The sequence below is a fragment of the Burkholderia ubonensis genome, assembly GCF_001718695.1.
GTDB classification, from domain to species: Bacteria; Pseudomonadota; Gammaproteobacteria; order Burkholderiales; family Burkholderiaceae; genus Burkholderia; species Burkholderia ubonensis_B.
On the sequence record NZ_CP013421.1, the window covers coordinates 946938 to 961297 of the forward strand.

General features: G+C 69.3%; 11 protein-coding genes. 4 read left to right on the forward strand and 7 right to left on the reverse strand.

The window, feature by feature from the left end; all coding sequences use genetic code 11:
• Positions 1 to 221 precede the first annotated feature (221 nt).
• Together WJ35_RS18960 and WJ35_RS18965 are read right to left on the reverse strand one after the other, a co-directional pair.
• Complete coding sequence (locus WJ35_RS18960) at positions 222 to 1607, reverse strand: MFS transporter (RefSeq protein ID WP_034194409.1); 1386 nt, start codon at positions 1605 to 1607, stop codon at positions 222 to 224.
• Between the two features lie 416 nt (positions 1608 to 2023).
• Positions 2024 to 3733, reverse strand: coding sequence for a dihydroxyacetone kinase family protein (locus WJ35_RS18965; protein WP_069239694.1), 1710 nt, complete (start codon positions 3731 to 3733; stop codon positions 2024 to 2026).
• 181 nt (positions 3734 to 3914) lie between these two features.
• Here WJ35_RS18965 and WJ35_RS31415 point away from each other — a divergent pair, with 181 nt between their 5' ends.
• Complete coding sequence (locus WJ35_RS31415) at positions 3915 to 4052, forward strand: hypothetical protein (protein WP_155121941.1); 138 nt, start codon at positions 3915 to 3917, stop codon at positions 4050 to 4052.
• A 4-nt stretch (positions 4053 to 4056) separates the two neighbouring features.
• Here the strand turns inward: WJ35_RS31415 and WJ35_RS18970 are convergent, their stop codons facing one another.
• Complete coding sequence (locus tag WJ35_RS18970) at positions 4057 to 4947, reverse strand: LysR substrate-binding domain-containing protein (protein ID WP_011880667.1); 891 nt, start codon at positions 4945 to 4947, stop codon at positions 4057 to 4059.
• 153 nt (positions 4948 to 5100) lie between these two features.
• Between WJ35_RS18970 and WJ35_RS18975 the strand changes: the two genes are divergently transcribed.
• Entirely contained in the window at positions 5101 to 8151 is a 3051-nt protein-coding gene (locus WJ35_RS18975) for an FAD-binding and (Fe-S)-binding domain-containing protein (RefSeq protein WP_069239695.1), read from the forward strand.
• Between the two features lie 166 nt (positions 8152 to 8317).
• Here WJ35_RS18975 and WJ35_RS18980 read toward each other — a convergent pair whose 3' ends face one another.
• On the reverse strand, positions 8318 to 8917 hold the full coding sequence (locus WJ35_RS18980; protein ID WP_011880665.1) for a LysE family translocator: 600 nt from the start codon (positions 8915 to 8917) through the stop codon (positions 8318 to 8320).
• A 221-nt stretch (positions 8918 to 9138) separates the two neighbouring features.
• On the opposite strand from WJ35_RS18980, the gene WJ35_RS18985 reads away from it, so the two are divergent.
• Positions 9139 to 9981, forward strand: coding sequence for a LysR substrate-binding domain-containing protein (locus tag WJ35_RS18985; protein ID WP_043292833.1), 843 nt, complete (start codon positions 9139 to 9141; stop codon positions 9979 to 9981).
• 186 nt (positions 9982 to 10167) lie between these two features.
• Here WJ35_RS18985 and WJ35_RS18990 read toward each other — a convergent pair whose 3' ends face one another.
• The 3 genes from WJ35_RS18990 to WJ35_RS19000 all read right to left on the reverse strand — a co-directional run bounded on the left by WJ35_RS18990 (position 10168) and on the right by WJ35_RS19000 (position 13209).
• Positions 10168 to 10470 carry a hypothetical protein gene (locus WJ35_RS18990; RefSeq protein WP_011880663.1) on the reverse strand — a complete coding sequence of 101 codons (303 nt, stop codon included), beginning with the start codon at positions 10468 to 10470 and terminating at the stop codon, positions 10168 to 10170.
• A gap of 86 nt (positions 10471 to 10556) precedes the next feature.
• Positions 10557 to 11711, reverse strand: coding sequence for a branched-chain amino acid ABC transporter substrate-binding protein (locus WJ35_RS18995; protein WP_069239696.1), 1155 nt, complete (start codon positions 11709 to 11711; stop codon positions 10557 to 10559).
• Positions 11712 to 12297: 586 nt separating this feature from the next.
• A complete protein-coding gene (locus tag WJ35_RS19000; protein WP_034194413.1) occupies positions 12298 to 13209 on the reverse strand; it encodes a DMT family transporter in 912 nt (303 codons plus the stop codon).
• Positions 13210 to 13266: 57 nt separating this feature from the next.
• Here WJ35_RS19000 and WJ35_RS19005 point away from each other — a divergent pair, with 57 nt between their 5' ends.
• Positions 13267 to 14226: a LysR substrate-binding domain-containing protein gene (locus tag WJ35_RS19005; RefSeq protein ID WP_069239697.1), complete on the forward strand. Its 960-nt coding sequence runs from the start codon at positions 13267 to 13269 to the stop codon at positions 14224 to 14226.
• Positions 14227 to 14360 lie beyond the last annotated feature (134 nt).

A 14360-nucleotide genomic window follows, 5' to 3' on the forward strand; every position in this document is an offset into this window, starting at 1 on the left:
GCCGCACGCGAAAGCGCCGGCGCCTCGGAGCCTGTCCAAGCAACCGGTGTCGACGGCCACGCATGCGCGATCGAAACGGACGGCCGCGCGATCATGCGCGCGCGGCGACGACATCGCCGATTCCGCCACAGCTGAAACGCAGATCGCCCGCCGTCCGGTGCCGGGCGGCGGGCGATTCGACGGTTACCGTTTATGGGAGGCGCGGCGTGCTCGGTCGCGCGTCAACGCGCTTGCCCCGGCACCGCGTCGCCGCGCAGCGAGCAGCCGCGCGTCTCGATCACCGCCGACAGCGCGACGAGCCCGACTGCGCACGCGGCCATCATGTAGTAGGCGGGGATCATCGTGTTGCCGGTCTTGCCGATCAGCCAGTCGTTGACGATCGGCGCGGTGCCGCCGAACAGCGACGTCGACACGTTGTACGCGATCGCCATGCCCGCATAGCGCACGTGGGTCGGAAACATCGCCGGGAACATCGCGGAAATGGTCGCGAGCTGCGGCACGTACAGCAGGCCGAGCACCGCGAAACCGACGAATGCGCCGAGCACGCCGTGCGTCATCAGCGCGAACATCGGCACGGCCGCGACGAACAACCCGACGAGCGAGATCCACCACATCGTCTTGCGGCCGACGCGATCCGACAGCCAGCCGGCGAACGGCAGCAGCACCATCATCGCGAGCATGCCGAGCAGCGGAATCAACAGCGACAGGTTTTCGCTGACGCCGAGTTCCTTGTGCATGTAGGTTGGCATGTACGCGAGCAGCACGTAGTTGACGACGTTCAGCGCGACGACGAGCCCGCCGAGCAGCAGCAGCGGCCTCGCATAGCGGACCAGCAGCCGGCCGAGCGGCAGCGCGGCGGCCGCGGCGCTCTGCTCGCGCCGCTGCGCCTGTTCTTCGAGTTCGCGGAACACCGGCGTTTCCTCGAGGCGCGAGCGCAGGTAGAAGCCGATCAGCCCGAGCGGCGCCGCGACGAGGAACGGCAGGCGCCAGCCCCAGGCGTGCATCGCGGTGTCGCCGAGCAGCAGCGCGAAGCCGAGCATCAGTAGCGCGCCGAGCGAAAACCCGGCGAGCGTCGCGAACTCGAGGAAGCTGCCGCACAGGCCGCGTCGCGCGTCGGGCGCGTATTCGGCGATGAAGGTCGCCGCGCCGCCGTATTCGCCGCCGGTCGAGAAGCCCTGCACCATGCGCAGCACGATCAGGGCGGCCGGCGCGAGCCAGCCGGCGCTCGCGTAGGTCGGCAGCACGCCGACCAGCAGCGTGGCGCCCGACATCGTCAGGACGGTCAGCGCGAGCACGCGCTTGCGGCCGAGGCGGTCGCCGAGCGGGCCCCAGAACAGGCCGCCGAGCGGACGGATCAGGAACGAGATCGCGAACGTGCCGAGCGCGAACAGCGTCGCGCTGGCCGTGCTGCCCGGAAACAGCGCGGCCGAAATGTACGCGAGCCCGTACGCGTAAATGCCGTAGTCGAACCATTCGGTCGCATTGCCGAGGGCCGCGGCCGCGATCGCGACGCGCGGCAGACAGTGCGGCTCGTCGCCGCGGGAAGCCGCGTCGTCCGCAACGGAAGCGGCCGCGGAAACGGAAGTCATCGATGGCACGTATCGCATGAGGGATCCTCGCTATCAGCATGCGCCCGGACGGGCGCCGACGAGGATCAAAGTAATCCCGCCAATTAGCGACGCCGGATGTCATAGGACGATGTGAGGATCGGGGTTTTCCCCGGGGAGGGGAGCTGGGGTGGGGTGGTGATGCGAGGCCCCCCGCGGCGCAGAGCGGCACCGCATGGCAAGGCATGGCCCGAAGCGGCACAACAATGCACAGCACGGCACGACATACCACGCGTCGCGCGCGCTTGCTGCGGCCCCCGTTTGCCACATCCGCTTCACCCCCGCGACCCGGGCGACATGGCGGCCGATTCCAGCGACGCACCACGCGAGCGCGCCGGCCGACGACAACGATGCCGAACCGAGTGCGCCACGCCGCGCCCAGCCTTACCACGCACGCGACGGCCGCAAACGCCCGCCTACCGCACGTGCGGCAGCAACGCGCGCAGCCAGTACGTGACGGCCACGGCGCCGCCATCCGGCGTACCGAGCGCGCGCGCGCCGAGATAGCTTGCCCGTCCCGCGCGCGGCGGCATGTCGGCCGTTTGCCGCGCGCCGTGTTCGGCGGCCTGCACGGCGGCCGCCCATGCGCTCGCGACGTCGTGGTCGTGATCGAGCGCACGGTCGAACGCGTCGACGGCCGGCACGAGCGCATCGAGCATCGTCCGGTCGCCGGCGCGCGCACCGCCGAGTTCGCTGATCGCGTCGGCTGCGCCGCGCAGCGCGGCCGCCCAGTCGCGCGCGGACGGCGCGATGGGGTCCGACGCGTCGGCAAGGCGGCGCGACGCACGCAGCAGCGCGGTCGCATAGAACGGCCCCGAACTGCCCGCGATCGCGCGACGCAACGTGGCGCCCAGCGCCGCGAGTGCGCCGGCCGGCGTGCCGTACGCGGCGTCCGGCACCTCGAGAATCGCCTGCGCGGCCCGATGCATGCTCGCGCCGAGATCGCCGTCGCCGGCCGCCGCGTCGAGTTCCGTCAGCGTCGCTTCGTTGTCGATCAGCGTGCGCGCGACTGCGTGCAGCGCCGGCTGCAGGCGCGCGGCCCATGCGCTCGCGGCCGCATCGAGCGGCTGGGGCGGCGGCTCGTTGGCGACCGGCGCGTCGATCCGTACATGCGGGTTCACTGCGCCGCCGCCCGGCCACGCGCGCGCCTGCGTCGGCGCGTCGAGCAGCGCCGCACGCTCGTCGTTCAGCCGCAGCACGGAAATCGAGCAGCCGGGCATGTCGAGCGCCGACAGGAACGTGCCGGCCCATGCGCGTTCGACGGCGATGCCGCGCCGGCTCAGGTTGTCGTACGCGGCGCGCAGCACGATCGCCAGCTCCATGTCGGGCGTGGCGCCGAGACCGTTGACGAGCAGTGCGACCCGTTCGCCGCCGTCGAGGGCGAGATCGCCGACGATGCTCGACAGCAGCGTGTCGACCAGCGCGTCGGCCGGCAGCGGCGCAGTGCGCTCGACGCCTTTTTCGCCATGGATGCCGAGGCCGAGCTCGATTTCGTGGTCGGCGAGGCTGAAGCCCGACTTGTCGGCGCCCGGAATCGTGCAGCCGTCGAGCGCGACGCCCATCGTGCCGAGATCGGCCGCGGCCTCGCGCGCGATCGCGGCGACGCGGGCGAGCGGCAGCCCGCGTGCGGCGGCGGCGCCGGCGAGCTTGTGGATCAGGACGGTGCCCGCGATCCCGCGCCGCTGCCCGCGCTCGACGCGCTCGCGCAGCGATACGTCGTCGGCGACGATGACCGTCTCGACCGGAATGCCCTCCGCGCGTGCGAGCTCGGCGGCGAGCCCGAAATTGAGCCGGTCGCCCGTGTAGTTCTTGACGACGAGCAGCGCGCCGTTCGGGCCGGCGGTCGCGCGGATCGCGGCCAGCACGGCGTCGGTGGACGGCGATGTGAACACCTCGCCGCAGACGGCCGCGCTCAGCATCCCGTCGCCGACGTAGCCGCCGTGCGCGGGCTCGTGGCCGCTGCCTCCGCCGGAAAGGACCGCGACCGCGCGCCGCGACGGTTCGGGAAGCGGCTTGCGGACGAGCACGTGCTCGTCGCCGAGGATCGCGAGATGCGGTGACTGCCGCGCGATGCCTTCCAGCATTTCGCGCACGACGTCGGACGGGCGGTTGACAAGCTTCTTCATTGGCGAGGGTTCCTGACGGTGGTGCGCAGGGCGGCCGAACCGGGCGGTCTGCGGACGGTTGATCGTACGCGGTGGGCGGCGGCAATGAAGCGCCGCCCACCGCGTGACGTAGCATCGGAGCATTCGTAGCACGAATGTAACGAAAATGGCGTCGCTCAGGGGGCCTCGACGCATCGGTCGCATGCGCAGGCCGACGCCCGCATGGCGGCTCGCGCGCAGCGCGCAGCCGGCGCGCCCGCCGTGCGACTACCTCGACGGGCAGATCCTCAACGAATGGCGCGCCGGCGCGCGCCGCGTGAGCGTGTCGTCGTCGTCATGATTGGTCAGCACGCTTTCAGCAGCCATTCGCGAAACGCGGCCAGCGACGGCAGCGTTTCGTTCTCCGGCGGATAGACGAGATAGTAGCTGCGCCGGCTCGTGATCGCGTCGCCGATCGGCACGAGTTCGTGGCGGGTCAGCTCGTCTTCCACCAGCACCTTCGGCACCAGGCCGATGCCGATGCCGGCCCGCACGGCCTGGATCAGGTGCGACGTCAGCTCGAAGCTCGGCCCGACCCGCATGTCGCGATGATCGAGGCCGAAATGCGCGAACCACTCGGCCCACGCGTGCTGATTGCTGGTCACGCCCAGCAGCGTCTGACCGGCCGCCGAGGCGGGCGCCCGTGCCTTGGCGTTGCGCCGCCCGGCGGCGGCCGGGCTGGCGATCGCGATCAGGAATTCGTTGGACAGCCGGTGCGCGTGCAGGCCCGGCCAATCGCCGGTGCCGACCGTGATGGCCGCATCGACGTCGTCGGTGTGAAAGTCGATCGCGCCGATCCGCGAATGCAGATGCACCGTCACGCCCGGATGCGCAGCGTAGAAGCCGTGCAGATGCGGCAGCAACCATTTCGAACCGAAGGTCGGCAACGTCGCGAGCCGCAGCGTGCCGGCGCCGGCCTGATGCGACATCGCCTGCAGCGTCGCGCCGCGGATGCGCCCGAGCGCGCCGCTCACTTCGGCGAAGTAGCGCCGCCCGACCTCGGTCAGCTTCACCGAGCGGCCCTCGCGCCGGAACAGCGCGACGCCGAGCTGAGCCTCGAGCGTCTGCACCTGCCGGCTGATCGCGCTCTGGCTCAGCGACAGCTCGTCGGCGGCACGCGTGTAGCTCTCGTGCCGTGCGGCGGCTTCGAACACCAGCAACAGCGACATCGACGGGGTCAGGCGGCGGTAATTCATGAGTTTTATGCAAGCGTTGACGGGGCAGAATTCGTTTGTTCGTCGGGCAGTTCCGCAAGATACTGGATTTACCGCGCGCGTGGAAACTTGCTCAAAACTCATGGTTTGAAACGAGGCCGCGCAACGGCTTCCATCACTTTGCGCTGCCATTCCATGCCGATCGCTTCGTTGTCCCGTCCCGTCAGCCCGCTCGATGCCCGTTACCGCGACTTCCTCGCCGCGCTGCAGGCTGCCGGTTTCGCCGGCGAAATCCGCGCCGACCACGCGAACCGCACCGTGCAGGCCACCGACAACTCGATCTATCAGCGCCTGCCGCAGGCGGTCGTCAGCCCCGCGCATGCGGACGACGTACGGCTGCTCGCGCGCGTGCTCGCGCAGCCCGAGCATCGCGGCGTCGCGGTGGCGGCGCGCGGCGGCGGCACCGGCACCAACGGGCAGTCGCTGACCGACGGCGTGATCGTCGACCTGTCGCGCAACCTGAACCGGATTCTCGAAATCAACGCCGATGAGCGCTGGGTGCGCGTGCAGGCCGGCGTCGTCAAGGATCAGCTCAATGCCGCGCTGAAGCCGCACGGGCTGTTTTTCGCGCCGGAGCTGTCGACGTCGAATCGCGCGACGATCGGCGGGATGATCAACACCGACGCAAGCGGGCAGGGTAGCTGCACCTACGGCAAGACGCGCGACCACGTGCTCGCGCTCGACTTCGTGCTGCTCGGCGGCGAGCAGCTGCGCAGCGACGCCGTCGACGAAGCCGAACTCGAACGCCGCTGCGCGCGGCAGGACCGCGTCGGCGACGTGTATCGCACCGCGCGCCGCATCCGCGACGAACAGGCGGCGCTGATCGACGCGAAATTCCCCAAGCTCAATCGCTGCCTGACCGGCTACGACCTCGCGCACCTGCGCGAAGCCGACGGCCGCTTCAATCTGAACAGCGTGCTGTGCGGCGCCGAAGGCTCGCTCGGCTTCGTCGTCGAAGCGAAGCTGAACGTGCTGCCGATTCCGAAGTATGCGGTGCTGGTCAACGTGCGCTATGGCAGCTTCATGGACGCGCTGGGCGATGCGCGCGCGCTGCTCGCTCATCGGCCGCTGTCGATCGAGACGGTCGACTCGAAGGTGCTGATGCTCGCGATGAAAGATTTCGTCTGGAGCAGCGTGGCCGAGTATTTCCCGCGGGACGACGGGCGTCCGACGCTCGGCATCAACCTGATCGAATTCAGCGGCGACGACGCCCATGACGTCGATGCGCGCGTGCATGCGTTCGTCGAGCATCTGCGCACCGATACGAGCGTCGCGCGGCTCGGCCATACGCTCGCGAGCGGCGCTGAAGCGGTCAAGCGCGTGTACGCGATGCGCAAGCGCGCGGTCGGGCTGCTCGGCAACGTGCAGGGCGAGGCGCGCCCGCAGCCGTTCGTCGAGGACACCGCGGTGCCGCCGGAGAACCTCGCCGAATACATCGCCGAATTCCGCGCGCTGCTCGACGCTCACGGGCTGCAATACGGGATGTTCGGCCACGTCGACGCCGGCGTGCTGCACGTGCGCCCCGCGCTCGACATGAAGGACCCGAAGCAGGCGGCGCTGGTGCGGCCGGTGTCGGATGCGGTGGCCGCGCTCACGCAGCGGCATGGTGGCCTTTTATGGGGCGAGCACGGCAAGGGCGTGCGGTCGGAATACGCGCCGGCGTTCTTCGGCGAGCTGTATCCGTCGCTGCAGCAACTGAAGGCCGCGTTCGATCCGCACAACCAGCTGAACCCCGGCAAGATCGCGACGCCGCCGCTGCGCACGCTGCGGCTGCTGAAGATCGACGAGGTGCCGACGCGCGGCGACCACGACCGGCAGATCGACGAGCGCGTGTGGCGCAGCTACGGCACCGCGATGCACTGCAACGGCAACGGTGCGTGCTACAACTTCGACCCGGACGACGCGATGTGCCCGTCGTGGAAGGCGACGCGCGAGCGCGTGCAGTCGCCGAAGGGGCGCGCCTCGCTGATGCGCGAATGGTTGCGCCTGCAAGGGCAGGCGGGCGTCGACGTCGTCGCGGCGGCGCGTGTGCGGCAGCCGTGGGCGACGGGCATCGTCGCGCGCTGGCGCAACAGCCGCGCCGCGCGCAACGGCGCAGCGGACTTCTCGCACGAGGTGTACGACGCGATGGCCGGCTGCCTCGCGTGCAAGTCGTGTGCGGGGCAGTGCCCGGTCAAGGTCAACGTGCCCGAGTTCCGCTCGCGCTTTCTCGAGCTGTATCACCAGCGCTATCAGCGGCCGCTGCGCGACTATCTGATCGGCTCGCTCGAATTCACGATGCCGTGGCTCGCACGCGTGCCCGCGCTGTACAACCGGATGATGGCGGCCGGGTGGGTGCGCACGCTGCTCGAGCGTCAGGTCGGCATGGTCGACAGCCCGCTGCTGAGCCGCTTCGATCTCGCGGCCGCGCTGCGGCAATGGTGCGTGCGGCCGGCCGATCCGCACGCGCTCGCCGCGCTGACCGACGCGCAGCGCGCGCGCAGTGTGGTCATCGTGCAGGACACGTTCACGCGTTACTTCGACACCGAGCAGTTGGCGACGCTGATCGAACTGGCCGCGCGCATCGGCTTCCAGGTATGGCTCGCGCCGCTCGCGCCGAACGGCAAGGCGCTGCACGTGCAGGGCTTTCTGCGCGCGTTCGAGCGGGCGGCGATCCGCAACGCGACGCAGCTGGCCGCGCTTGCGCGCTCGGGCGTCGCGCTGGTCGGCCTCGATCCGGCGATGACGCTCACGTATCGGCAGGAATATCTGAAGGTGACCGGGCTCGTCGACGTGCCGCCGGTCGCGCTGCCGCAGGAGTGGCTGCTCGATGCGTTGCCGGAAGCCCGCACGGGCCGCGCGTCGGGCGCCGCGTTTCGGCTGCTGCCGCACTGCACCGAGCGGACCAACGCACCGGACAGCGGCAAGCAATGGGTGCAGCTCTTCGCGCGGCGCGGGCTGCGCCTGACGGTCGAGGCGGCCGGCTGCTGCGGGATGTCGGGCACCTATGGGCACGAGGCGCGCAATCTCGCGACGTCGAAGGCGATCTATGCGCAATCGTGGGCGGCGCACGTAGATGGTTCCGCGGAACGAGGCGAGGCGCTGGCGACCGGGTACTCGTGCCGCAGCCAGGTGAAGCGCATGTCGTCGAAGCAACTGCGGCATCCGTTGCAGGCGTTGCTCGATCAGGTGCGCAACGAGCGTTGAGGGCGGATCGATGCGGGCACGGCGGGCGACGCTCGCGGCGTGTCGACGATGGCTCGCGTCTTGGTGGCGGTTCTGCGGTTCGTAGCCAATGGTCCGCTCCGATATGGAGAGAATAGAAGCGATCTCCGGCGTCGCCATTTGCGCGCGCTACGACAGCACGGCGCGATCAGCCGATCCATATCGGAACGATCGACAACGCGAGCAGCACGCCCAATGCCGCGTTGGCGATGCGCCAGTGGCGATCGGTCCGCAGCGTGCGGCCGAGCAGCACGCCGGCAGTACACCACAGCACGAGCGAGACGATCGCCGCGAGGCCGAATGCGCTGCCGAGTATCGCGGCGAGGCGCACCGGGTCTGGCGTCAGCGCCGCGAACGATGCGGCCGCGCCCAGCGCCATCGTCCATCCTTTCGGATTGAGCCACAGGAGCAGCGCACCGCCGATGAAGCCGGTAGGCGTTTTCGGTGTATTCGCCGACTGCTTCGGTGCGCCGCTCGATGCGATTTTCCATGCGAGCCAGATCAGGTACACGGAGCCGAGCACTTTCATGATCAGTTGCAGCGCCGGCACCGCACGCAACAGCCCGGCCAAACCGGCCGCCGCAATGGCGGCGAGCGATGCGAGCCCGAGCGCGATTCCGCCGAGCAGCGGCACGCTGCGGCGGAACCCGAACTGCGTCCCCGACGCGGTCGCCAGCGTGGTCGCGCCACCCGGCGTGATGGTGGCGACGATGACGAATACGATCAGCGAGAACAGCGTCTCGGACATGGCGGGATACCCTCGTATGAAGAGCCGGGAAGGATTTCGAAGCCGCTTGCTCGGAGCGCGATCGGCGACGTGAGCCCCACTCTAAAAGCCTTTCGCGGGCCGGGATATCGAATGTTTATAATCGGTCCATTAGCGTTGCTAATACTCTCTCTTTCCTCATGCCCCGCAATCTCGATACGAGCCTGTTGCGCACTTTCGTCACCGTTTCGCGTCGATCGACCATGACGGCCGCGGCACGCGCGCTGCATCTGACCCAGGGCGCGGTCAGCCAGCAGATCAAGCGGCTCGAGGAGTGTTTTGGCCAGCGGCTGTTCGTCCGCTCGCAGGGGCGGCTGCAACTGACCGCCGCAGGCGAACGCCTGCTCGAGCGGGCCGAGCAATTGGTGCAGCTCAACGACCGCATCTGCGCCGACATGAGCGCGTCCGGGTTGGGCGGCGTGGTGCGCGTGGGCGCGCCGACCGATCTGGTCGCCACGTATCTCGTCGGCATCTTCAAGGCCTTTGGTCGCCGCTATCCGCATGTCGAGATCGTGCTCGTCAATCTTGCGTCGGTCGACCTGCCGGTCGCGCTGCTCGATGGACGCGTCGACCTCGCCGTGATCGAGCAGCCGGCGCGTGAGGCGACAGGGGAGTGCCTGCGCAGCGAGCCGCTCGTATGGGCCGGCGCGGCGGACGGTGGCGCGCATCGCCAGCGGCCGTTGCCGGTGTCGATCGTCAGCGACGCGTGCGTGTTCCGCGCGGCATTGTTCGACGCGTTGACGCACCACGGGATCGCATGGCGGACGGTGTTCGAGAGCGGCGACATCGAGGCGACGAAGGCGACCGTCCGGATGGACCTCGCGGTGAGTGCCTGGCTCGCGTCGACGGTGCCCGCCGATCTCCAGGTGCTGCGAGCGGAACACGGATTGCCTTCGTTGCCGGACTTCGCGATGACCTTGCATCTGCCGCCGTCTGAAACCACGCCGCTGGTCGACGAAATGGCGAACTTCATTCGCAGCGGTTTTGCCGACGTACCGTCGCTGCGCGCCGGCAGGCTGTCCGGTACGGCTGATCGTGCGGCGTGATCGGCTGCGTGCCGTTGCTGTATCGATGTGCTGACTGCGGTAGAGCTTCGATGCCAATCATCGGCGCGCCGTTCGCGGCGCGGAATGCTGCGGTCATCTCGGCCGTGCGTGACGCGGAGCCGCAGCAGATGTGCCCGACTGCGAAACCGCTCGGCTAGCCGCGACGCCGCCGTCCGGGCCGGCCGATCACGACGCGTCGCGTTTCTTCGTCCCCGATTCGGCGCGGCCTGCAGCGGGAAACACCCCACCGCCGCGCGGCCGCTTCGGCTCGATCGCCGTCTTGCCGATCACGTGCCGGAAATCGATCTCGTGCGCCGCGAGCGCGCCGATGAGGGTCGCGATGACCGCGAGGTGCGAAGGGACGGTGCCCTTGCTCGAATAGTTCGTGATGGAGCTTTCGTTCATCCGGATCAGCCGCGCGAATTCGCGCGCCGTCAGCTGCGCCTTCTTCAACTCCTGCTGAAATTCCGCATACGCCATTGCACACATGTCACTTCATCTCCGCAAAGCCTGAACCGGCCCGCGCGGCACCGGCGCGACGGGTGGCGTTCCCGTCGCGCCGGCATCGCGGGGAATTACATCTTCACTTCGTCGAGGAAGGTCTTCTTGCCGCTCTTGTAGCCGTAGATCGAGATGATCCCGTGCGTCAGGTCGCCCTTCGCGTCGAACGTCGTCGTGCCGATCACGCCTTCATACTTCGTCGCCGGCATCGCCGCGAGAATCTTCGCCGGATCGGTCGAGTTCGCGCGCTTCATCGCATCGACGATGATGTACACCGCGTCATACGCGAACGGCGCATCGAACTTGATGACCTGGCCGAAGCGCTTCTCGTACTTCGCCCTGAACGCCGCGCCGCCCGGCATCTTCTCGAGCGCCGCGCCGGCCTGCGAGCAGACCACGTTCGACGCCGCGTCGCCCGCGAGGTCGGACAGCTGCTCGGTGCACACGCCGTCGCCCGAGAAGATCTTCGCGCGCAGGCCGAGCTGCTTCGCCTGCTTCGCGAACGGGCCGCCCGTCGCGTCCATGCCGCCGTACATGATCGCGTCCGGATTCTCGCCCTTGATCTTGGTCAGGATCGCGCGGAAGTCGACCGCCTTGTCGTTCGTCGCGTCGTGCGACGTGACCTTCAGGCCGAGCGCCTTCGCCTTCTTCTCGAACTCGTTCGCGAGGCCCTGGCCGTAGGCGGTCGAATCGTCGACCACCGCGACGCTCTTGACACCCTTCGAGTGCGCGTAGCGCGCGAGCGCGGGGCCTTGCTGCGCGTCGGTCGCGACGACGCGATAGGTGGTCTTGAAGCCCTGCTGCGTGTAAGCCGGGTTGGTGGCCGACGGCGAGATCTGCAGGATGCCCGCGTCGCTGTAGATCTTCGACGCCGGGATCGACGTGCCCGAGTTCAGGTGGCCGATCACCGCGGCGACCTTGTTGTCGACGAGCTTCTGCGCGACCTGCGTGGCCTGGCGCGGGTCGGCCGCGTCATCCTGGCCGTCGAGCTGCAGCGTGATCTTCTGCCCGCCGATCGTCAGGCCCTTCGCGTTGATTTCCTCGATGGCCAGACGCGCGCCGTTCTCGTTGTCCTTGCCGAGGTGGGCAATGCCGCCCGTCAGCGGTTCGACGCTGCCGATCTTCACGACCTGGTCGGCCATCGCGCTCGAGGCGGCCGCGAATGCGGCGGCTGCCAGTGCGACGGTGACCAGGGGTTTGCAGCGCATGCCGACGGTGCTTCGTTCCATCTGCCATCTCCGTTGATTGATAGTGCTGTTGCCGCCCGTTCGATCGCGCACGCCCTTGTGAGGCGGCCGGCGAGCCGGGCGAGTCTCCGCGACCCGCGATGGGTTCGGCTTGCCTGTCGCCGATCGTCGAGTACGCCGTGGTGCCGCCGCGGCGCATGCGACTTCATCGGACGACACGCAATTCGTCTGAATATATCTGAACGCGCTTGCGCCCGTCTCGGCGAATTGTCCGAGCTTGCGCAAATGTGATGCGGCCGCACGGCCGTCGCGCGATCGGCGCGTGCGCGTGTCGCGCCGTCAATTGCCCTGATTATTCGACGGGCCGGATTCCGAAGCCATGGACAGTGCGATGCAATCAGTCAGCAACTGTTCGGTCGATTCGTCTGCACACTTCGATTCATCGGCGCGGCAACGCCTCCTCCGATTCGATGCAACTAACGGTCGAGCCCGCTGGCGCCGGCGAATCGACGCGCGCTTCGCTTGCTTGCCGAGTCGCTCGTCGGTTTTGCAGCAATCGTAGCCGGCTCCGGAGCGTGCGGTGATCCGCTCACTCGACGCGGCCTCCGCGTGCGACGTCGCCGCGCGGCTACGCGCGTCCGCGCAATGCGACGACGACGACACCCACGATCGCCAGCAGGCCGCCGCCCACGGTGCCGATGCCGGGCCGTTCGCCGGTGAGCATCATCGACATCGCCGTCGCGACCGCCGGCGTCAGATACAGGAAGCTGGACGCGCGCGCCGCGCCGAAATGGCCGAGTGCGAACGACCACGCCGCATAGCCGAGCGCCGCCGGGAAGATGCCGAGCACGAGGACGGCCGACACCGTCTCGTGCGACGCACCGTCGCCGAGCGCCGCCAGCGCGCCGGGCAACCATGGCGCAAGCAGTACCGCGCCGGCCAGCAGCGTGTACGCGGTGCAGGGCAGCGCGCCGTACACGGGGATCAGCCGCCGCTGCAACACGAAATAGCTGGCCGAACACAGCGCCGCGCCGAGGATCAGCGTGCTGCCGGAGCCGAGCACGAGGCCGCCTGGCTGACCATGCGCGATCACCGCGATGCCGGCGAGGCTGACCAGCGAGCCGAGCCATCCCCAGCGATTGAAGCGTTCATGCAGAAACACCGCGGCAAGCAGTGCCGTGAAGATCGGCAGCGTGTTGACGATGAAGCTGGCCGCGCCGGCCGAGACGGTTTGCTCGCCGGTGTTGAGCAGCGCGTTGTAGAGCGCGATGCCGAGCAGGCCGCACGCGAGAAAGCGCAATGCGTCGCCGCGGCTCGGCTTCGGCGGCCGCCGCCACGCGAGCCATGCGAGCGCGAGCACGGCCGCGGTGGCGAAGCGCGCGGCGGCGAGCTGCAGCGGCGTCAGCCCGTGCAGGCCGATGCGGATGAACGGGAACGCGCTGGCCCACGAGACGATCGTGAACGCCACCGCGCCGGCCGCGACGAGCCGCTGTCGCGCGTCGCGTGCCGAAGAGGGGGGAGAGGAGGAGAGCGTGTTCATGCGGCCATGGTGCAGTGTCGCGAGATGTTAAGCTAGCGCACAGATCGACATCCGGATATGAATATGGATCACAGCTCGGCGCGCCGCCGTGGCGACCGTCCGGCGCACTCGCAGCCGGGTGCGCTGCCGCAGCCGGGCTCGCGACCGCCGCTCGCGAGCCTCGAGACCGTCTGCACGGTCGCGCGTCACGGCTCGTTTCTGGCGGCGGCCGAGGTGTCCGGCGTCACGCACGGCGCGATCAGCCGGCGCGTGGCTGCCGTCGAGAACTGGCTCGGCATGACGTTGTTCGAGCGTCATGCGCGCGGCGTGCGCATGACGCCGGACGGCCAGCGCTTCGTCGGCCGGATCGAGCAGGCGTTCGCGATCATCGACGGCGCGGCCGATCAGTGGCGCTTGCCGCGCGCGCCGCGGCTCGTCAGGATGAGCGTGGTGCCCGCCTTCGCGCAGCTCTGGCTGTTCGAGCGGCAGCAGGCGCTCGAGAGCGAGGCGCCCACGTTGCGCATCGAGCTCGGCATCGAGTTGCGCAACGTCGACATCGCAGCGGGCGAAGCGGATCTGTCGATTCGTTACGGGCGCGGCAACTGGCGTCATCTGGAAACGCGCGAGTTCATGCCGGAGAAGCTGCATCCGGTCGCGCACCCGCGGCTCGCCGCGCAGCTCGCCACGCTGCGCCGCCGCGGCGGCGACGCGGCGCTGCTCGAGATGCCGCTGCTGCACGATTCGGACGTCACCGGCTGGCGCACGTGGTTCGCCGCGCTCGGCATCGCGTTCAAGCCGCGCGCGCAGGACCGCCGCTTCGAGGATTACAACCTCGTGCTCGCGGCGGCCGAAGCGGGGCTCGGCGTGGCGCTGGCGCGCACGCCGCTCGCCGCGGCCTATCTCGAGCGTAGCGGCCTCGTCCGCGTCAGCCGGCACGAGGTCGCTTCGCCGCTCAGCGATTACTTCGTGCATGCGAAGGGCGAGGCGCGTCCCGAGGTGCTGGCGCTGATGGAGCGGATGCGCGCGGCGCTCGGATAGGCGAGCCGCGCGTGCGTCGGCGTCGTTGCCGCTCGACCGCGGCCGGCCGATCGCCGACAATGCGACCGCGGAAAAAGCGCGGGATTCGACAGATGGACGAAAATACGGAAATCGAGCGGTTCGAGCCGCTCGAA

Bases quoted from the DNA above. Each gene is read 5' to 3' on its own strand.
- WJ35_RS18975 (WP_069239695.1), top strand. From the start codon at position 5,101: ATGCCGATCGCTTCGTTGTCCCGTCCCGTCAGCCCGCTCGATGCCCGT.
- WJ35_RS18970 (WP_011880667.1), bottom strand. From the start codon at position 4,947: ATGAATTACCGCCGCCTGACCCCGTCGATGTCGCTGTTGCTGGTGTTC.
- WJ35_RS19005 (WP_069239697.1), top strand. From the start codon at position 13,267: ATGAATATGGATCACAGCTCGGCGCGCCGCCGTGGCGACCGTCCGGCG.
- WJ35_RS19000 (WP_034194413.1), bottom strand. From the start codon at position 13,209: ATGAACACGCTCTCCTCCTCTCCCCCCTCTTCGGCACGCGACGCGCGA.
- WJ35_RS18965 (WP_069239694.1), bottom strand. From the start codon at position 3,733: ATGAAGAAGCTTGTCAACCGCCCGTCCGACGTCGTGCGCGAAATGCTG.
- WJ35_RS18995 (WP_069239696.1), bottom strand. From the start codon at position 11,711: ATGGAACGAAGCACCGTCGGCATGCGCTGCAAACCCCTGGTCACCGTC.
- WJ35_RS18980 (WP_011880665.1), bottom strand. From the start codon at position 8,917: ATGTCCGAGACGCTGTTCTCGCTGATCGTATTCGTCATCGTCGCCACC.
- WJ35_RS18985 (WP_043292833.1), top strand. From the start codon at position 9,139: ATGACGGCCGCGGCACGCGCGCTGCATCTGACCCAGGGCGCGGTCAGC.
- WJ35_RS31415 (WP_155121941.1), top strand. From the start codon at position 3,915: ATGCGCAGGCCGACGCCCGCATGGCGGCTCGCGCGCAGCGCGCAGCCG.
- WJ35_RS18990 (WP_011880663.1), bottom strand. From the start codon at position 10,470: ATGTGTGCAATGGCGTATGCGGAATTTCAGCAGGAGTTGAAGAAGGCG.
- WJ35_RS18960 (WP_034194409.1), bottom strand. From the start codon at position 1,607: ATGCGATACGTGCCATCGATGACTTCCGTTTCCGCGGCCGCTTCCGTT.